We start from the raw sequence: 19,348 nt of genomic DNA, 5'->3' as shown, positions 1-19,348 counted from the left end.
GCTACTCCTAGTACGTGTCTGATCTGATGAAGGACTGGATCGCGGTGGCCGCGGCCCCGCGCGCCCACTCCTCGAAGGGCAGCGGCCGCGTCCGCAGGTCGCACTGCCCGGCGGTGCCGAAGGCGGAGGCGGCGAACGCCTCGAGGATCTGGTCGGCGAACAGGTCGTGGGCCACCAGGCCCTCGCCCGAGATGATCACGCGCTCCGGGCCGAAGAGGTTGGCCACCGAGCCGATGGCCCGGCCGATCGCCTCACCGGCCCGCGCGTACACCTCCCTGGCCCCCGGGTCGCCCCCGTGGGCCAGCCGCAGTGCCTCGGCGGCGTCGGCCACGGGGGTGCCCGTCACCTCGCGGACGGCGCGGACGATGGCGGGGTCCGCCGCGATCGCCTCCACGCAGCCGCGGTTGCCGCAGTGGCACAGCGGTCCCGCCGGGTCGATGGACAGGTGCCCGATCTCACCGGCCACCCCGTACGCGCCCGAGACCACCCGTCCGTGCACGACGAGACCGCAGCCGATGCCGGCGCCGACCGTCACCACGGCGAAGTCGGACAGGCCCACCCCGGCGCCGAACCACTGCTCGGCGACGGTGAGCGCCCTGACGTCGTTGTCGACGGTGACGGGCAGGCCCGTGGTCATCCCCGCCAGTTCCGCCAGCGGGATGTCGCGCCAGTCGAGGAACGGCGAGTAGCGCACCACGCCGCCGGCCCGGTCCACGTCACCGGAGACCGCGATGCCCAGCCCGCTGACGGGCACGCCGAAGTCGTTGGCCTCCGCCAGCAGTTCGTGCACCAGCGCGGCCGCCGACTCCAGGACGGCCCTGGGGCCCGGGGCCGCCAGCGGCACGTGGCGGGAGGTGCGGATCCGGCAGCACAGGTCGGTGAGCACGCCGATGATCTCGTCCCCGGTGATCTTGAGGCCGATGAACAGCGCCCGGCCGCCGTCCACCCGCACGGGGTTGGCCGGCCGCCCCAGGGAGGGGCGGGCCTCCTCGTCCACGTCCTCGACGAGGTAGCCGGCCTCGATCAGCGGCCGGACCGCCTTGGTGACCGCGGCCGCGGACAGCCCGGCACGCTTGGCGACCTCGGTGCGGGTGAGCGGACCGTGGCACAGGACGGTGGTGAAGATCTGGGAGGCGGCCGGCGTGTGGGCCGGGAACGCCTCCCCCGGCAGGATCGAGCGCATGGCCGGGAACCTAGGTGGGTTCTTTTCTGCTGTCAATAAAAGAAGCAAGGTTCCTCGGAAGTTACCCCCGTGAGGCATCGTCAGCTTCAAAAGTGCGGATCAGGGTGGGTGTTGACATCTGATCCAAGGTAAGGATTGGCTGCCACCTGTCCCCTGGCACCACCCGAACGTGAGGACCCATGCCCGTGATCTCCCATGCCCCGGACACCGGGATCTGGCTGCTGAGCACCCCGCGCACGTCGTACGCGCTGCGCATCGACGCCACCGGTGCCCCCTGCCACGTCGCCTGGGGCCCGCGGCTGACCCTCGAGGAGGCGGCGGAACTCGCCGTCCCCCCGGGGCCGGACGCGAGCAGCTTCGAGGGCCGGTCCCCGGTGGGCGAGGAACTCCCCGTCGACGGCGGGGCCCGCTTCGGGCCGCCGTCGCTCCAGGTACGCTTCGCCGACGGGACCCGGGCCTTCGAGTGGCAGCCGGTGGGACACGACGTATGCGAACCCATGCCCGGTGCGGCCGAGTTGTCGCTGCGGTTCCGCGACCGCCTCCACCCGCTGGAAGTCACCCTGCGGTACCGCGTGCACGACGACAGCGACGTCATCGAACGGCGCACCGTCCTGCGCAACGCGGGCGACCGCCCGCTCACCGTGCTCCGCGCCGACTCCGCCGCGTGGAGCCTGCCGCCGCTGCCCGACTACCGGCTCAGCCACGTCACCGGCCAGTGGTCCGCGGAGACCCGACTGCGCCGGGACCGCCTGCCGTACGGCGAGACCGTGCTGACCAGCCGCCGCGGCATCACCAGCCACCACGCCAACCCCTGGGTGATGCTCGACGCGGGTGACGCCACCGAGACCCACGGCCGGGTGTGGAGCGCCGCCCTGGCCTGGAGCGGCAGTTGGCGGATCACCGCGCAGCGGACCCCGGACGGCCGGGCCGGTTTCACCGGGGGCTCCGGGCACGACGGCACGAGCGTGCCGCTCGCCCCCGGCGAGGAGTTCACCACGCCGGCCTTCTCCGCGGTGTGCACCGACGGGGGGTTCGGCGCCGCCAGCCGCGCCTGGCACGCCCACACCCTGGCCCACGTCCTGCCGCACCCGCGGGAGATCGCGCCGGTGCTCTACAACTCCTGGGAGGCCACCGGCTTCGACGTCGACGAACCCGGTCAGATGGCGCTCGCCGCGCGGGCCGCCGCGCTCGGCGTGGAGCTGTACGTCGTCGACGACGGATGGTTCGGGGCCCGGCGCGACGACCGTGCGGGGCTGGGCGACTGGACCCCGGCCGCCGACCGCTTCCCCTCCGGGCTCGCCCCGCTCTCCGACGAGGTGCACCGGCTCGGGATGCGCTTCGGCCTGTGGGTGGAGCCGGAGATGGTCAACCCCGACAGCGACCTCTACCGCGCGCACCCGGACTGGGTACTGCACGTCCCGGACCGCACCAGGACCGAACTGCGCAACCAGCTCGTCCTCAACTTCGCACGGCAGGACGTCGCCGACTGGGCGTACGGCTGGCTGACCCGGCTCGTCGCGGAGAACGGCGTCGACTTCCTCAAGTGGGACATGAACCGCGCCTTCAGCGAGGCCGGCTGGCCCGGCCGCGAGGACGGCGCGGACCGGCTGTGGACCCGGTACGTGGACAACCTCTACGGGGTGATCGACCGGCTCCGCGCCGACCACCCGCGGCTGCGGATCGAGTCCTGCAGCGGCGGCGGGGGTCGCGTCGACCTCGGCATCCTCTCCCGCACCGACCAGGCGTGGCCCTCGGACAACACCGACGCCGCCGACCGCGTGGCGATCCAGCACGGCTACGGCCAGATCTACCCCGCGCGCACCATGGCCGCCTGGGTGACCGACGTACCGAACCAGCTGACCCACCGCACCGTGCCGCTGCGCTTCCGCTTCCACGTCGCGACGGCCGGGCTGCTCGGCATCGGCGGTGACCTCACCCGCTGGTCCGAGGAGGAACTGACCGAAGGCGCCGAGCTGGTGGCCGAGTACAAGCGGGTCCGCCACCTCGTCCAGCACGGTGCGCTGCACCGGCTGCGCGGCCCCGGGGACGAGGGCCCCACCGTGGTGCAGTACGCCGCGCAGGACGGGAGCGAGGCCCTGGTGCTCGTCTGGCAGGGCGTCCGGCGGCACGGCGGCCCGCGGGGACCGGTTCGGCTGGGCGGCCTCACCCCGGGTGCCCGCTACCGCGACACGCGCACGGGGACCGTGCACCACGCGGCCGTGCTCGCCGGGTACGGGCTCACGCCCGACCTGCCGCCCGGGGACTGGGCCAGCTCGGCGGTGCACCTGGTCCGCGTCGCGGAGCGGGACGGCGCGTGACCGCCCGGCCGGGCCGCGCCCCGCGCATGTGGGCAACTGCACAAACCCGCAGCTCTCGGAGCTTGTCCGGTGTGACGTGACACCGTCAAGGTGAGCTCCGTCCCGCGTCCCGAAGACCCGCCGGCCCTCTGCGCGTTCCTCACCCGATCATCGAAGGGCGTTGCATGTCCCACCGCTTCAGACGAGCACGCTTGACGGCGCTCGCCGCCCTGTTGTCCACGATCGCCGCGCCTTCCGTCGCGCACGCCGCGGACCCGGACGCCCCGGCGTCCCGGTCCGCGGCGCACGCGGCCCCCGCGGCCCACTCCCTCACTCTCGCCGACGGCTCGGTCCTGCGCTGGTCCGACGACGGGTCGGGCTCCCTGACCCGCAAGGACGGCACCACCCGGGCGTTCCCCGTGGCGGCCGGCAAGGGCCGCAGCGCGTTCGGCGACCCGCTGACCCCCTCGGCCGAGATCCTCCGGCGCCGGGCCGACGCCGCCGCGCTGACGCCGTACAGCGTGGGCGCGTCCACCGGCCCCGGCTCCGCGGTCGCCCCCCGCACGATGAACTCCGGTGCCGTGCAGCTCCCGAAGGAGGTCCTCGCGGCCGTCGGCGCCCTCGGCGACCGGAGTTCGGCCCGCACCGCCGCTCCCTCCGGGGCCACAAAGGACCTGCCCGCCAACGAGGGCCTGACCACGTCCTTCCAGTCGTACCTCAACGCGGGCGGCGTCAACGCGGTCGGCGCCTTCCAGGACACGGCCACGTACCTGCGCGCGTTGCCCGGCGAGGGCCAGATCGTCACCAACGTGTCGCTGGGCGACCTCACCGACCAGGCCATGGCCGACGCGGGCGACGAGTACGTGCGCCTCAACGGCCCCACCACGGTGCTCCGTGACGGCAAGCGCTACCTGGACTTCCCCTCCCTGCCGCTGATTCCGACCTACACCAGCGACAACAAGGGCCGCCTCGACCCGGCCGGCGCCATCGAGGGCCAGGACCCCAACCTCGCCGAAGTGCTGCTCGACTTCTCCATGATGGCCCCGCTGCCGCACGACCGGCAGCGCCCGGAGGCCACCGGGAGCGGCGCCACCGACCTGCTGGGCATCGCGCCCGGCGCGCAGTACCGGCTCGTGATCCCCGAGGAGCCCTCCGCCGTGGGCATCGCCGCCGCACTGCGGGCGGCGGCCGCCCAGAAGCCCCGGCCGGACGTCATCACCGCGAGCCTCGGCTTCGGCACGGACGGCTCGATCGGCTTCCCCTCGCGGTGGCTGGAGGACGACCCGGAGATCAGGGACACCCTGCGCTCCATCGTGGACTCGGGGATCGTCGTGGTCGTGTCGTCCAACGACGGCACCCGCCTGGGGCTTCCGGTCTCCGTCGGCCCCGACGGCGGCAGCACCCCGACCGACGTGACGTCGAGCAGCGGCGCGCAGACGTCCATCGACGACGTCGCGCCCACCACCACCCCCACCCTGGTCCGTGACACCGGGGTGATCGCCGCCGGCGGCACCACCGTCGACGACACCCTGAGCTCGGACGACGTACGCACCGCCGTCTACCCGACGACCCGCTACAACGGGTCCGCCGGCTACTCCTCCGGGTTCGGCAGCAGGATCGACCTGGCGGCGCCCGGCGACAACCTGCCCTCGCTGATCCACACCCCGGACGGACCGGGCGTGGTGCTCAACGGCGGGACCTCGGCCTCCGCCCCGATGATCGCCGCCGCGGCGGCCAACGTGCTGGCGGCCGCCGAGGCGACCGGACAGAGGCTCAGCCCGCGCGAGGTCAGGAAGCTGCTGGTCGACACCGGCCGCCCGATCGCCCAGCCCCCGCAGGCCGACCGGGAACTGCGGATGGGCACCCAGCTGGACGTGACCGCGGCGGTGGAGAAGGTGCTCGCCAAGCGCCACGACCTCACCCCGGCCGCGGTGCGGCTGTCCGTCGCCGAGCGGCAGTTGCTGTCGGTGTCCCCGACCACCTCCTTCGTCGAGGCCACCGATCCCTCCGCCATCGACCTGGCGGGCCCCGCGGACGCCTGGGGCAACCCGTCCGGGCAGAACGCGGTCTCACCCATCACCTTCGGTCTCGACCTCACCGGCGGGCACCGGAAGCTGACGTACCGGCTGCGCGTCGGCGACCACGGCACGATCCCCTCCGCCGGCCCCAGCCTGCGCGTCCTGCCCGGTGAACTGCTGGGCGCCGCCGGGCTGCCGCCGGCCTCCGGCGGACCGCGCAGCGTGCAGGTGACGTTCGAGGCGCTCTCCGGCGGCAAGGTGGTCGCCTCGGCCGGGAAGCGGCTCACCTTCGGCGCGGCCGACGGCACGTACGTGCAGCCCAAGGCCCCGTCCGCGCCCGGCTCCTCGCCCCTGGGCAAGCCGGTCACCGTGCACTACGACCTCACCGGCCTGCGGGACACCACCTCCCCCGAGCTGGTGCTCTCCTCGGTCGGTCACTGGACGCCCTTCACCACCAGCGACAAGTGGCGCGCCCAGTGGCGCACCCCGCTCACCGGGACCAAGGGCACGGTGACCATCCCCGCCTCCGCCTTCGAGCCGGGCGGCGCCGGTCTCTACGGCATCGGCGTCACGCTCTACGACGGCGAGCTCTTCGGGGACTTCCGCGCCCTGCGGGTCGGACCCGGCGCCGACCAGCGGCCGCAGGCACCCCTGCTGGGGCTCGGGAAGTCCGCCACGGCGCACGCCGTCGAACTGAGCCGGCCGGCACCGAAGCTGACGGTCTCCTGGGACGCCTCCTCGGTACGCCACGCCGACGGCGCGGCCATCGAGTTCCTCACCCCGGCCCCCACCCTGTACGGGGCGCTCAACACCGCCACCAACCAGAACGGCAGCGGCCGTGACGACAACGGCGTCGACCACGCCTCCACCCTCTTCCGGCCCCTGCCGTCGGTGAAGGGCCGGACCGTGCTCGACCTGAAGGCGCTCGGTCTGCCGACCGGACTGCAGTACCCGGTCCGGATCCTGCCCACCCGGGCCGGCAAGCCCGTCGGACAGGCCTCGCCCACGTCGTTCGTGCAGTACCTCGACGGCGACACGGTCTCCGGCACCCTCGAGAACATCGAGGTCAGCGACGGCAAGGCGCTGCTCGCCACCGACGAGTTCGCCGAGGGCGAGGACGGCTGGATCCACCTGGAGGGCTCGGCCACCACCGCGTACTCGCTCTCCGAGGGCACGCTCGGCACCACGGTGTCCCACGAGAGAGGCACCTCGATGATGCAGGAGGTGCTGGGGGCCGACCCCGGCACGGGGCACACCCTCATCGGCCACCGGCCGTTCGACGGCGGCGTCCTCCCCGAGGTCGACCTGCGCGACACCGCGACCGGTGAGCGCGTGAAGCTCAGCACGCTCGACCCGGGCACCGGCTCCACATCGGTGTACTACCAGGGCGGAGCCGTCGACCCGGCCCGGCACCGGGCGGCCGTGACGACCTTCGACGGGGTCACCGGAGTGGCCTCGCTGTGGACCGTCGACATGGCCACCGGCGAGGTGTCCGCGCCGATCCCGCTCAACGCGGACAACCCGGGGCGTGCCTTCGGCAACGTCTCCGTCGACACCTCGACCGGCACCTTCTTCGTCGCCACCACCGGCACCATGGGCCCCTGCCTGTCCGGGCGCGTCCCCTACTGGGCCGTGTCGGTCGACGCCGGCAGCCGCAAGGTGTCGCCGCTGACGACCATGCCTGCCTGCACCGCGGGGCTCCTGCCCGACGGCAAGGGCGACAAGGTCTACGTCGCGGCGGGACCCGCCACCCCCAGCTACACCACCGGCGAGTTCCCCACCGGCACCTGGCGTTCGGCCGACCAGAAGACCCTGGCCACCGGCGCCCCGGCCGACCTGGGCACCCGGGGCGTCATGTGGCCGGTGCTCGACACCCGGCACCACGTCGCCCTCGTCGCCCACCTGTACGAGGAGGCCACCACCGGCGACAACAACGCCCTCAGCGAGATCACCGTCCTCGACCCCGACACGGGCAAGGTGCTCTCCCGGCACCCCGTCGCCAACCTCGTCAACTCCACGCTCAGCACCAGCAACTTCGACTTCACCAGCCGGCGCGGCCTGTTCGTCGACCCCGCCACACGCACGGTCTTCCTGGTGAACCCCTGGGCCAACGGGCTCCAGCGCTTCACCTACTGACCGCAGGACCGAGGGGCCGGGTCCGCCGCCAATACGTGGCGGGTCCGGCCTCCCGGCCGGCCGGCGACGCATGTGCTAGGTTCGTCGCGTTGCAGTTTTGGTACCCATGAACTTCTTGTGCACCTGCCGGGATGTAACCGTCAGGTGCATTTTTTGTTTTTCCGGTCTTTCCGGAGGGGTCATTGCGGCGACGGGAGTCCGCAAAGTGCGGACTTCATGTACTGCTCCCAAAGGAGATTCCCATGGCGACCGGCACCGTGAAGTGGTTCAACTCGGAAAAGGGCTTCGGCTTCATCGAGCAGGACGGCGGCGGCGCCGACGTCTTCGCCCACTACTCCAACATCGCCACCCAGGGCTTCCGTGAGCTCCAGGAGGGCCAGAAGGTGAGCTTCGACGTCACGCAGGGCCAGAAGGGCCCGCAGGCGGAGAACATCCTCCCCATCTGACCCATCGGGGATGTACGGGCCGGCACCTCACGGGGTGCCGGCCCTTCCTCTTTGGGGCACCGCGGGCGCCACGGGTGCCGTGCGCGCCACGGGTGCCGTGCGCGCCGGGTCTACCGGGCGAGGGCCGCGGTGACGGCGGCCAGGCGGCGGTCCACCGGGCCCGCGGTGAGCAGGCCGCTGCCGGCCCCGGCGAGTTGGCCGGAGGCGGGAAGCAGACGGGCATGCACCGTTTCCAGCGTGTCGCGGTCGCCGAGTTCGACGGCGAGCACGGACTGCAGGCAGCACAGCGCCTCGTACAGCAGGTCGGGCGGCGGCTCCGGCAGCGCCCGCAGGGCCGTCAGGGCCTCGGCGCGCCGTCCGGCACGGAGCAGCACGAAGGCGTCCGCCCACGGCCGGTACGGTCCCCAGTCGGCGGCCGGGTCCACGCGTTCGGCGATGTGCGCGGCCGGGGCGGTCCCGTCGGCCAGGTCGAGACAGAGCAGCGCGAGCGGCAGCAGTCCCCGTTCGACGCCCGGCATGCCCGCGCCCTCCAGCCGTGCCGCGGCCGCCCGGTAGGCGGCCCCGGCCCGCGGGCCGCCCGCGGAGGCGGCCGTGCGCAGCGCGCGGTACCACTGCGTGAACACGCCCGCCAGGGGCAGTTCGTGGCGTTCGGCGAGGACGTCGACCTCGGCGGCGTGCACATCGGCCCCGGCGAAGTCGGCGAGCGCGCTGCGGGCCTGGACGCGGATCAGGTGCCCGAGCACCTCGTACGTCGTCAGGCCGTGCCGCCGGGCCAGTGCGACCAGTTCGGCGCCGACCGCGTCCCGCCGCGGCGCCAGGCCCGCCCGGGTGCACGTCTGCATGAACACCCCGTTGAGGGCGAAGGCGAGGAGCGCCGGGTCGTCGAGCCGGCGGGCCGCCTCCTCGGCCTGCCGCGCCGCCAGCGGTCCGCGCCGGGAGCGGATGCCGCGCGACTCCACCGCGACCGTGGCCAGCAGCCGGCAGCGGGCCGTCTCGTGCGCGGCGTCGGCCGGCAGGGCGGCCAGGGTGCGCTCGGCGGCGGCGACGATGCGCCGGGCCTGTTCCGGGTCGTCGCTGCGGGTCCAGATCGCGGGCACGTCGTACGCGCCGATCACCCGGGCGGTGAGCTCCGGGTCACCGGATTCCTCCGCCGCGACGACCGCCGCCAGGCGGTGTTCCCGGGCCGCCTCCAGGCCTCCGCCTCCGGTCAGCGCGAGATTGCGGAGCAGGCCGACCGTCGACTCCAGCCGGGCGCGGGACCCGGCGGCGACCGTGCGGTCGTACGCCTCGGCCGCCCGCGTCCACACCCTGGCGGCCGTGTCGCCCGGGCCCGCCCGCGGGGGCTGCGGGTCCAGGCGCGGGTCCTGGGCGAGCACGTCCGCCTCCAGGCGGCGCAGCGCCGGTCCCGGGTCGAGGCCCAGGCCCTGGGCCAGCAGCGCCCGGGCCCGGCGCAGTACGGCGAGGGCGTCGCCCTGACGGCCCGAGCGGTACAGGGCGAGCGCCAGGAGCCGCCAGGCGTCCTCCCGCCACGGGTGCTCGGTCAGGTGCGCGTCGAGTTCGGGCACCGCCTCGGCGGCCAGGCCCAGTTCCAGCCGGGCCCCGGCACGCCGCTCCACCGTCCGCAGCCGCAGTTCGGCGAGGCGGGCCCGCTCACCGCGGGCCCATTCCCGGTGGGCGTACTCGCCGTACGAGGGGCCGCGCCACAGGTCGAGGGCCTCGCCGAGCCGCGTCAGCGCCCGGGCGGGCGGCAGTGCCGCGGCGGCGTCCACGGCGGCCTCGAACCGCCAGGCGTCCACCGTGTCGGGGTCCGCGCGCAGCGCGTACCCGGTGCCCGCGGTGACCAGGAGCCGGGCGGGGGTCCGGGGCGGCCGGTCCGGTTCCAGCTCGCGGCGCAGCGCGCCGACGAAGGTCTGCACGGCCCCGACGGCACCGGCCGGCGGCTCGTCCCACAAGTCGGCCACCAGGCGGTTCACCGGTACGACCCGACGGCGTGCCACGACCAGCCGCGCCAGCACCTCCCGGTGCCGCGGTCCCTTGAGCGCGAGCGTCCGACCGTCGCCGTCCCAGGCGACGACCGGCCCGAGCACACCGAACGCGACCCGCACCCTGCCCACCTCTCCGGCCGTCCTCCCCGCTGCCACGGTACGCGCTGACCGGTTGCTGATTCGCGGGCGGGAGGCTCGGGGCGTCCGCAGCCGGCGGGCACTCCACTCCCCCACCACCGAACGAGAGCAGCGCACCATGACACCGGTCGTCCCCGGATTCGCCTACCACCGCATCCCCGTCGCCGACGGCGTCGCCCTCAACGTCGCCGTCGGCGGCTCGGGCAGCCCCGTCGTGCTGCTGCACGGCTTTCCGCAGACCCATCTCATGTGGCGGCACGTCGCCGCCGACCTGGCCGCCGACCACACCGTGATCTGCCCCGACCTGCGTGGTTACGGCGCCAGCGACAAGCCGGCGCCCGAGGGACCCGACACGTACGCCAAGCGCACCATGGCTGCGGACGTCGTGTCGCTGGCCCGTGCGCTCGGTCACGACCGCTTCGCGCTCGCCGGCCACGACCGCGGCGCCCTGGTCGCCTTCCGCGCCGGGCTCGACCACCCCGAGGCGGTCAGCCGGCTGGCCTGTCTCGACGTGCTGCCGACCCTGGACATGTGGGACGTGATGCACGGGGCCGGTGCGGCCGTCGGCTTCCACCTGTACCTGATGGCGCAGCCCCCCGGCCTGCCCGAGGAGATGATCGGCGCCGCCCCCGACGCCTTCTTCGGGCACTTCCTCGACGCGTGGAACCGGTCCCCGGGCGCCGTCCCTCCGGCGGTGCGCGCGGCCTACCTGGACGCGTGCCGCGCGGCCGTCCCCTCGATCGTGGCCGACTACCGCGCCTCGGCGACGGTCGACGTCGACCACGACCGCGCCGACCGGGCCGCGGGCCGGCGGCTGCGGATGCCGGTCGCGGTCCTCCAGCGGGACTGGGGAGCCGCCCTCGGCTACGAAGCCCGCGCCCTCTGGGAGGCCTGGGCACCGGACCTGAGGCACACCACGGTCGGCTGCGGCCACTTCATGGCGGAGGAGGACCCGGAACTCGTCGCCACGGCGCTGCGGGCACTCGTCGCCTCCTGAGCTCCCGCACGCGGCGGCGGCCCGGGGGCGGGAAGACTTCGTGAGTGAGTTACGTTACAGCCGTTTGAAGTAACGTAACAGTGGTAACACATCCCGCGAACCCGTGAGGAGCATCGGATGACCGCCACCCCGTCCCCCGGGACCTGCTCGCCGCGGCACACCGCGACCGCCGAGCACTGGTTCGACTTCGCCTGCCCCTACTGCTACGTGGCCCAGGACCGCACCCGGATCCTCCACGAGCACGGCATCCGCGTGATCGGGCACGCGCTTCGGATCCACCCCTGGACGGGGCCCGGCGACAGCCCGGCCGGCCGGCACGGTGACCCCGCGTACGCGTTCCTACGACACGAGGCGGAGGCTGCGGGTCTGCCGCTGCGCCGGACGGACCGAGTCCCCCGCTCGCGCCCCGCGCTGGCGGCCCACGAATGGCTCGCCGCGAGCGACCCGGAAGCCGCCGGCCGCTTCGCCACCGCGGTGTTCGCGGCCAACTTCGCCGATGGCCTCGACATCGGGTCCCGGGAGCTGCTGGTCTCCCTCGCGGAGGAGGCCGGGGGCGACGCGGACGGGCTGCACGCCGCCTGGGGCTCCGCGGTAATGGCCGAAGGGCTGGCCGCGTCGGAGCTGCTCGCCTGGCGGCACGGCGTCCACGCCGCACCCACCTGGGTATCCGGACGACACGGGATCGCCGGGCTGCGGCCCCCGCAGTCCTTCCGCGACTGGGCCGCGGCCCTCGGCTCGTGAGGTACGGCCTACTTGAGCAGCGCCTCCATGTGGGCCGCGGCCTCACGGGCGGCCTCGTCCGGGGTGCGGCCCTGCTCGCGGGCGAACAGGTAGGCGGCGTACCAGTCCCACCAGTGGTGCTCCGGTGCGGTCGCCTCGTAGGCGCCGTGGCGGTCCTCGGTCTCGTGCAGGAGCCCGGCGAGGGTCGGGACGTCCATGGCGGAACCTCCTTCGTGATGGGGCCAGGGATCCCACCGTCCCCGCGGACGGTGGGATCCCGCAACCCCGGGGGGGCTACGCCGTGCCGTCACATGCCCGCCTGCCCCGCGCCGCCCGGCACGGCACTCCCCCAGCTCCGCTGGGAGGTACCCCCACGCTGCGTTGTCGAATCGTCCGAGTAGCCCACTACGAGGACGACTCTCCGCCTTGCGATGCACCGCACTGGGGGCACCTCCCAGCGCAAGCTGGGGGAGCCGTTGGGCCCGCCCTTCGGGCGGTGGGGGCACCTCCCAGCGGTAGCTGGGGGAGCTCATGTGACGACACGCCCTACCGCATCGGGCGGAAGCCCGTGCGGACCTCGTTCACGAACAGCTCCGGCTGCTCCCAGGCGGCGAAGTGCCCGCCCTTGGGGAGCCGGTTGTAGTGGACCAGGTTCGGGTAGGCCTGCTCGGCCCAGCTCCGGGGAGCCTGGTACAGCTCGTCGGGGAAGACGCTGACGGCCACGGGCAGCTTGACGCCCTTCGCGCCGAAGAACGGGGTCGTGTTCTCCCCGTACAGGCGTGCCGCGGAGACGGCGGTGTTCGTGAGCCAGAACAGGGTGATGTTGTCCAGGACGTCGTCGCGGGACAGGCCCTCGCTCACACCGTTGAAGGAGCGGGTGATCAGCTCCAGGCTGGCCTTGTCGTGGTCGAGCAGGAAGGCCGCCAGGCCCACCGGGGAGTCCGCCAGGGCCGTCAGCGACTGCGGGCGCGAGCCCATGATGTACGCGTAGTAGACGTGCCGGTACACGAAGTCGAGCTGCTCGACGGCGGCCTTCTCCTCGTCGTTGGCGAGGACGACGTCGGACGGCAGCGGGTTGCCGGCCACGATCGCCTCCTCGATCGCGGGCGGGATCACCTTCGGCATGTTGGTGTGGATGCCGACCAGGCCCTCGGGCTCCTGCACGCCCATGAGGTCCGTGACGACCGCACCCCAGTCGCCGCCCTGCGCGACGTACTTGGTGTAGCCCAGGCGCTTCATCAGCTCGCCCCAGGCGGCGGCTATGCGCTCCGGGCCCCAGCCCTTGGCGGTGGGCTTGCCGGAGAAGCCGTAGCCCGGCATCGAGGGGATCACCACGTGGAAGGCGTCGGAGGCGTCGCCGCCGTGGGCCGTCGGGTCGGTGAGCGGCTCGACGATCTTCAGCTGCTCGACGATCGAGCCCGGCCAGCCGTGCGTCACGATCACCGGCAGCGCGTCCGCGTGCTTGGAGCGGACGTGGATGAAGTGGATGTCCAGCCCGTCGATCTCGGTGATGAAGTGCGGCAGGGCCTTCAGCCTGGCCTCGACCTTGCGCCAGTCGTACTCCTCGGCCCAGTAGCGGGCGAGCTCCTTGACGGTGGCGAGCTGGGTGCCCTGCGACTGGTCGCCGACGGTCTCCTTCTCGGGGAAGCGCGTCGCCTCGATGCGCGCGCGCAGGTCCGCGAGTTCCGCATCGGAGAACTCGAATGTGAACGGACGGATCTCCGGGGTCTGCGGAGTGAAGGACATCAAGGTCTCCTCGTCGTTTGCGGCGACCCTGCGTCGCCGGCTCACCCAAGGTCATCCGAAAGGGGCGGGCATCGCCCCGGGGAAAACCCCGGGGATCGGCCCGGGGCCGCCCCCCGGGCACGTGGGCGACCCCCGGGACCGGACTCCGTACCAACCCACTCGAAAACCGCGAAAGGACTAAAATGAGCACGTCACGCAGGAGATCAGGAAGATCGACCCATGGGCGTGCCCACCGTCGACGCACAGCTCGCGCTGCGGGGCCGGGACCGGGAGCTGGCCGCGCTGGAAACCGTGCTGGCCACGGCACGGGCGGGCAGCAGTGCGGTGCTGGTCGTGCGGGGCGAGCCGGGAATCGGCAAGACCGCGCTCCTCGACCACGCGGCGGCCCGGGCCACCGGCTTCCGCACCGCCGCCATCGCGGGCGTCGAGGCGGAAATGGAGCTGCCGTTCGCCAGCCTCCACCAGCTGTGCGCTCCGCTGCTGGGCCGGCTCGACGGACTGCCCGGACCGCAGCGGGACGCCCTGTCCGTCGCGTTCGGGCTGCGGGAGGGCGCGCCGCCCAACCGGTTCCTGGTGGGCCTGGCCGTGCTGAGCCTGCTGGCGGGCGCCGCGGAGGAACGCCCGCTGGCGTGTTTCGTCGACGACGCGCAGTGGCTCGACGACGGGTCCCGGCAGGTGCTGGCCTTCGTCGCCAGGCGGTTGATGGCCGAAGCGGTGGCGATGGTCCTCGCCGTACGCGAGCCCGACGACGACGGGGAACTGGCCGGACTCCCCGCGCTGGCCGTGGCGGGCCTCAGCGAACCCGACGCGCGCGCCCTGCTGGCCTCTGCCGTCCGCGTCCCGCTCGATCCGCTCGTGCGCGACCGGATCGTCGCCGAGGCCCACGGCAACCCGATGGTCCTGCTGCATCTGCCGAGCACGCTCACCCCGTCCGAGCTGGCGGGCGGCTTCTGGCTCCCCGGCAGGCGTCCGGCGGCGGGACACGTGGAGAGCGCGTTCCACCAGCGGTTCCTGTCGCTGCCGCGGCACTGCCGACAGCTGCTGCTGACCGCCGCGGCCGAGCCGACCGGCGACGTGGAGCTGCTGTGGCGTGCGGCCGCCCTGCAGGGGATACCGGCGGACGCCGCGGGACCGGCCGAGGCCTCGGAGCTGGTCGAGTTCGGCGCCAAAGTGCGCTTCCCGCACCCCCTGGCGCGCTCGGCCGTCTACCAGCGGGCGCCGGCACCGGAGCGCCGGGCGGCGCACCACGCACTGGCCGAGGCCACCGATCCCGGCCTGGACCCCGATCGCCGGGCCTGGCACCGCGCCCACGCCGCCGCGCGGCCCGACGAGGGCATCGCCTTCGACCTGGAACGCTCGGCGTGCCGGGCGCAGGGCCGGGGAGGGGCCGCCGCCGCTGCCGCATTCCTGCGTCAGGCGTCCGAGCTCACGCCCGATCCCGCGCGCCGCGCCGGTCGTGCGCTGGCCGCCGCCCAGGCCGCCATCGACGCGGGCGGGGTGGACCGGGCGCGCACCCTGCTGGCGACCGCCGAGGCCGGCCCGCTCGACGACCTGCAGCGCGCCCGGCTGGAACGGCTGAGGGCCCGCCTGGAGTTCTCACAGGTGCGCGGGAGCGTCGCGCCCCGCCTGCTGCTCGACGCGGCGCGCCGGCTGGAACCGCTCGACGCCGCCCTGGCCCGGGACACCCTGCTCGAGGCGGTCGGCGCGGCGATCTTCGCCGGCGGACTCAGTGAGGGGCCCGGGCTGCGCGAGGTCGCGGAGGAGGCCCGCGCGGCACCCGGGCCCCCGGTGCCGCGGACCCTCGACGTGCTCCTGGACAGCGTGGCCGCCCTGGTCCTGGACGGCTTCGGCACGAGTGTGGACGCCCTCAGGGACGCGCTGGGGCGGGTCCGCCAGGACCTGCGCTCCGGCACCGTCCGCGCGGACGGCGACCGGCGCTGGCTCTGGCTGGCCTGCCCGGTGACACCCGAACCCCTCGCGCTGGAGCTCTGGGACGACGAGGCGTGGCACGAACTGGCCTCCGGCGCGGTGGGCATCGCCCGCGCGGGCGGAGCGCTCGCCGTCCTCCCGATGGCGCTCAGCTACCAGGCGTGCTTCCACGTGCACGCCGGTGAGTTCGACACCGCGGAGGCCCTGATCGACGAGGCGACCGCGATCTCGGAGGCGACGGGGAGCGTGCCGATGATGTACACCTCGCTGCTGCTCGCCGCCTGGCGTGCGCAGGAGTCCCGGGCGCTGGACCTGATCGAGCACCACATCCGGGAGGTCGGCGAGCGCGGCGAGGGGCGCGCCCTCGGCCTCGCCGAGTACTCGACCGCGGTGCTCTACAACGGACTCGGCCGCTACGACGCCGCGCTGGAGGCGGCGACGCGCGCGTGCCGGTACGAGGACCTGGGCTTCCTCGGATGGACGCTGTTCGAGCTGGTCGAGGCGGCCGCCCGCAGCGGACGGCCGGAGGCGGCCGCCACCGCGCTGGAGCGGCTCTCCGAGCGCACCCGCGCCAGCGGCACCGAGTGGGCGCTGGGCATGGAGGCCTGCGCACGCGCTCTGCTGAGCGACGACGACCGCGCCGACGCGTTCTACCGGGAGGCGGTCGAACACCTCGGCCGCTGCCGCATCGCCGTCCATCTGGCCCGCGCCCGCCTGCTGTACGGGGAGTGGCTGCGCCGCCGGAACCGCCGCCAGGAGGCCCGCACCCAACTGCGCGCCGCCCACGAGGTGTTCAGCAGGCTCAAGGCCGACGGTTTCGCCGGGCGCGCCCACCGCGAGCTGCTGGCGACCGGCGAGACCGTACGCAAGCGGACGGTCGACACGGCGAACCGGCTCACCGGCCAGGAGGCCCAAATTGCCGCCCTGGCACGGGACGGGCACACCAACTGCGAGATCGGCGCCCAGTTGTTCATCAGTCCGCGCACGGTGGAATGGCACCTGGGCAACGTCTTCACCAAACTCGGCGTCTCCGGGCGCCGGCAGCTCCGCACGGCGCTGTCGCCCACAAGGCGGGCGACCCGGCAGCCGGGGCTGTGAACCACCGGGCGCGTCAGACCGCGTTCACCGTACGCACAGGTCCGCCGTCGGCCGGGTGCAGCTCGCGCACGTGGACCCCGTCGCCCTCGCCGGCGCCCAGGGTGACGCGGACGCCTTCCGGTGCCTCCCGGTTCGCGCCACCCGTGCGGAAGATCCTGAGGCCCTACCGTCGGGCGGGGCCACCGTCGACGGGGATCCGGTAGAGCACGTAGGGCTTGCGCCGAAGATCGACGCCGGCGTTGTAGGCGGCCTGCCGGTTGAGCTGGTTGGCCATGACGTACAGGTTCCGGTCGTAGCCGATCGACAGGGTGTCGGGCCAGATCAGCGGGTTGTCGTGGACGAGGGTGCGGAATCGTCCGTCCGTGTCGCGGACGACGAGCGCGTTGTGTTCGATGTCGCCTCCGTAGACGCGCCCCGTGCTGTCCGTCTCCAGCCCGTCGGACATCCCCTTCGTGCCCAGATTACGAACGGTCCTGGCGATCTGGGAATCCGGGACCCGGCGGTCGGTCAGACCGCTGGTCGGCACGGAGTACAAGGTGCGGCTGGAAAGGGGGCAGTAGTAGAGGGTCTTGCCGTCCGGGCTGAGCGCGATACCGTCCGATCCGATGTTGATGGGGCTGGTGGTGCCGTGCGCCGGCCGGTTGAGCATCCGTTTCCCGTCGATGACGGGGACGAAGTCCGGCACCGGGCGTACGGAAGGTTCGTTGTTGAGTCGCCGCCAGGATGCCCCTGATGCCAGATCCACGATGATCAGGCCGTTGGGGCCGTCCGGGGAGGCGTCTGTGAGGTAGGCCGTGCCCGCCCTGCCGCGCGTGAGGTCGAGTCGCACGTCGTTGACGAAGCTGCGGGGGCCCGCGACCTGACGCGGCAGCAGGATGGTCCGGACGACCTTGTCGGTGCGCAGGTCTACGGCGACGAGCTTGGGCCCGCCCACTGGCGCGTCGCCGAACCGGATGCGCCCGGTGTCGACCACCCACAGCCGGTCCGCCGCGTCGACGACGACGCTCTGCACCCCCAGGAAGTGGTGCGCGGGGTCGCGCGTGTCGGCGGTGTTGATCTCGCGGTTCGGGTAGGGGACCGCCTTTCCATTGCGCACCTCGGCGACCGAGTACGGAACCTTGTCCCCCCAGTGGGGGAAGTTCACGAACACCCGGCCGGTGCGTGAGACGCTCACTCCCGTGGGCATTGCTCCGCCGAACTCCGCGACGGTCTCCAGGCGTTCCCTTTTCTGCGTGGGTGCGGCGGGGCGTTCCCCGGAATCGGCCAGAGAGCTCCCTTGTGAGGTCTGGGCCGCGCCGCCACCGATACAGAGAGCGGCCAGCAGTGCGATGGCTCCACGGCTCGCTGTTTTCCTCCCAGTCACGTTCTGCTCCTGTTCCAGAGTCCAGGGAACGAGAATTTTCCGACTGATTTACCCATCCGTTCATTTACGGCCACAAGAACTCACACGAACCTATGAGCGATGAGGGTGGATCGCAACTGGAGCATTGTCGGGCCGGCGGACGGAAGGCGAGCAAACACGTTCGGCGCACGTTCCGGCACTCTCTGGAATTCGCGAAACGCATCGTGCCGCCCGGCCGCGCCCTGTCATATCCGGGGCGAGGGCATCATTCGCGATTCCACGGTGTCGCGTGCGTGGTGCGGTCCGCGTCGCGCAGGCGCTCCGCCACGTGCGGGGGCATCAGGGGGGCATGGGTGCTGAGGACGTCGAGGAAGGAGGTGGTGACCGGGTCCGGGCTGGTACGGGTGCATCCGGTCAGTTGTCGGCGCACGGGCGGATCGGCCGGAGTGGGCCGGACCCCGCGGGGCAGCCGTTCCAGCAGGGGGCCGCCGACCTCACGTTCCAGCGCCTGGAGCTGATGGGAGAGCCCGGGCTGGGTGGCATGGAGGCTTTCGGCGGCCCGGGTGAACGACCCCTCGTCCACGATGGCCACCAGGTATTCCAGCTGTCGCAGCGTTGCCATGAACTCGGCATATACAAACAATGCCAAATTCTTCTTGGACTTATGGTCGGCGCGGGTGGAGAGTGGTTTTCGTATGACGATCCGACGGGATCGGGTTTTCGGTCACGTTGTGAGGCCTCACTATCGGCCGTACTGCGTGTAGGCGGTGCCGCCTTATGTTCCCGTGGACGAGGTCGGGGAGATTGCCGATCTCGGCCGGCCCGGAATCGCCGGGCGAATGACGACAGTCATCGACGGCATCAACCCCGGCGCAGGAATCAGCCGCTTCTCCGCCACGATGGTGGGTACTTACGGCCTCGACCGGGCCGGATACACCTTCGCGCCCGGGGACGAGGAAGATTTCATCGCCCGTGTGAACCGCGGCATCGCCGCACGCGAATGGTTCGTGATCCCGCTGTGGCGCCCGCAGTTCCTCAACCGCCGCCACCGGCTGCGCCGACTCGAAGAGCCCAAGGGACTTCTGGGCACCGTGGACGACGCCTGCCCGGTCATCGGCCTGGAGGCGCTGGAACGCATTCGCCCCGAGGCGGTCTCACAACTGGACGCTCTGCGTCTGGGCGACGACGGCGTCGAGGACATCGACGCCGTCATCAACGTCAGCGGCCTGAGCCCGCTCCAGGCCGCCGACCGCTACCTCGCGTACCACCACCCCGACATCTCGCCCTGACCCGGCCCACGGCAGCACGAGCGG

Annotated in this window: 12 protein-coding genes and 1 pseudogene; 7 read left to right on the top strand and 6 right to left on the bottom strand. The window is 73.2% G+C overall.

Features of this window, described 5'->3' with window-relative positions; translation table 11 throughout:
• Positions 1 to 7 precede the first annotated feature (7 nt).
• Positions 8 to 1,183, bottom strand: a complete 1,176-nt coding sequence (locus ACFW3D_RS13260; RefSeq protein ID WP_500504211.1) for an ROK family transcriptional regulator — start codon at positions 1,181 to 1,183, stop codon at positions 8 to 10.
• Between the two features lie 179 nt (positions 1,184 to 1,362).
• On the opposite strand from ACFW3D_RS13260, the gene ACFW3D_RS13255 reads away from it, so the two are divergent.
• The 3 genes from ACFW3D_RS13255 (at position 1,363) to ACFW3D_RS13245 (ending at position 8,080) form a co-directional block, all read left to right on the top strand.
• Positions 1,363 to 3,501 (top strand): alpha-galactosidase, encoded by a 2,139-nt coding sequence (locus ACFW3D_RS13255; RefSeq protein WP_500504210.1) that lies wholly within the window; start codon positions 1,363 to 1,365, stop codon positions 3,499 to 3,501.
• Between the two features lie 191 nt (positions 3,502 to 3,692).
• Entirely contained in the window at positions 3,693 to 7,634 is a 3,942-nt protein-coding gene (locus tag ACFW3D_RS13250) for a S8 family serine peptidase (protein WP_500504209.1), read from the top strand.
• Between the two features lie 242 nt (positions 7,635 to 7,876).
• On the top strand, positions 7,877 to 8,080 hold the full coding sequence (locus ACFW3D_RS13245; RefSeq protein WP_326570877.1) for a cold-shock protein: 204 nt from the start codon (positions 7,877 to 7,879) through the stop codon (positions 8,078 to 8,080).
• Positions 8,081 to 8,190: 110 nt separating this feature from the next.
• Here the strand turns inward: ACFW3D_RS13245 and ACFW3D_RS13240 are convergent, their stop codons facing one another.
• Entirely contained in the window at positions 8,191 to 10,185 is a 1,995-nt protein-coding gene (locus ACFW3D_RS13240) for an AfsR/SARP family transcriptional regulator (RefSeq protein ID WP_500504207.1), read from the bottom strand.
• Between the two features lie 136 nt (positions 10,186 to 10,321).
• Between ACFW3D_RS13240 and ACFW3D_RS13235 the strand changes: the two genes are divergently transcribed.
• Together ACFW3D_RS13235 and ACFW3D_RS13230 are read left to right on the top strand one after the other, a co-directional pair.
• On the top strand, positions 10,322 to 11,200 hold the full coding sequence (locus ACFW3D_RS13235) for an alpha/beta fold hydrolase (RefSeq protein ID WP_500504206.1): 879 nt from the start codon (positions 10,322 to 10,324) through the stop codon (positions 11,198 to 11,200).
• 117 nt (positions 11,201 to 11,317) lie between these two features.
• Positions 11,318 to 11,941, top strand: a complete 624-nt coding sequence (locus tag ACFW3D_RS13230; RefSeq protein WP_500504205.1) for a DsbA family oxidoreductase — start codon at positions 11,318 to 11,320, stop codon at positions 11,939 to 11,941.
• Between the two features lie 8 nt (positions 11,942 to 11,949).
• Here the strand turns inward: ACFW3D_RS13230 and ACFW3D_RS13225 are convergent, their stop codons facing one another.
• Both ACFW3D_RS13225 and ACFW3D_RS13220 read right to left on the bottom strand, forming a co-directional pair.
• Positions 11,950 to 12,138, bottom strand: coding sequence for a hypothetical protein (locus ACFW3D_RS13225; RefSeq protein WP_018563668.1), 189 nt, complete (start codon positions 12,136 to 12,138; stop codon positions 11,950 to 11,952).
• A gap of 328 nt (positions 12,139 to 12,466) precedes the next feature.
• The gene (locus ACFW3D_RS13220; protein ID WP_500504204.1) at positions 12,467 to 13,666 is read right to left on the bottom strand and encodes an epoxide hydrolase family protein; all 1,200 of its coding nucleotides are present in this window, start codon (positions 13,664 to 13,666) and stop codon (positions 12,467 to 12,469) included.
• Positions 13,667 to 13,885: 219 nt separating this feature from the next.
• Between ACFW3D_RS13220 and ACFW3D_RS13215 the strand changes: the two genes are divergently transcribed.
• On the top strand, positions 13,886 to 16,693 hold the full coding sequence (locus ACFW3D_RS13215; RefSeq protein WP_500504203.1) for a helix-turn-helix transcriptional regulator: 2,808 nt from the start codon (positions 13,886 to 13,888) through the stop codon (positions 16,691 to 16,693).
• 163 nt (positions 16,694 to 16,856) lie between these two features.
• Here the strand turns inward: ACFW3D_RS13215 and ACFW3D_RS13210 are convergent, their stop codons facing one another.
• Positions 16,857 to 17,867 carry an L-dopachrome tautomerase-related protein gene (locus tag ACFW3D_RS13210; RefSeq protein ID WP_500504202.1) on the bottom strand — a complete coding sequence of 337 codons (1,011 nt, stop codon included), beginning with the start codon at positions 17,865 to 17,867 and terminating at the stop codon, positions 16,857 to 16,859.
• 610 nt (positions 17,868 to 18,477) lie between these two features.
• A pseudogene (locus ACFW3D_RS13205) lies at positions 18,478 to 18,657 on the bottom strand (helix-turn-helix domain-containing protein); the annotation flags it as partial.
• A gap of 145 nt (positions 18,658 to 18,802) precedes the next feature.
• On the opposite strand from ACFW3D_RS13205, the gene ACFW3D_RS13200 reads away from it, so the two are divergent.
• Entirely contained in the window at positions 18,803 to 19,324 is a 522-nt protein-coding gene (locus ACFW3D_RS13200) for a glycine betaine ABC transporter substrate-binding protein (protein WP_500504200.1), read from the top strand.
• The last annotated feature ends 24 nt before the right edge of the window (positions 19,325 to 19,348 follow it).

It is taken from the genome of Streptomyces sp. NPDC058864 (assembly GCF_042742985.1).
Taxonomy (GTDB): Bacteria; Actinomycetota; Actinomycetes; order Streptomycetales; family Streptomycetaceae; genus Actinacidiphila.
Note: the sequence above shows the minus strand (reverse complement) of the source record. Positions and strands in the feature narration are given on the sequence as shown.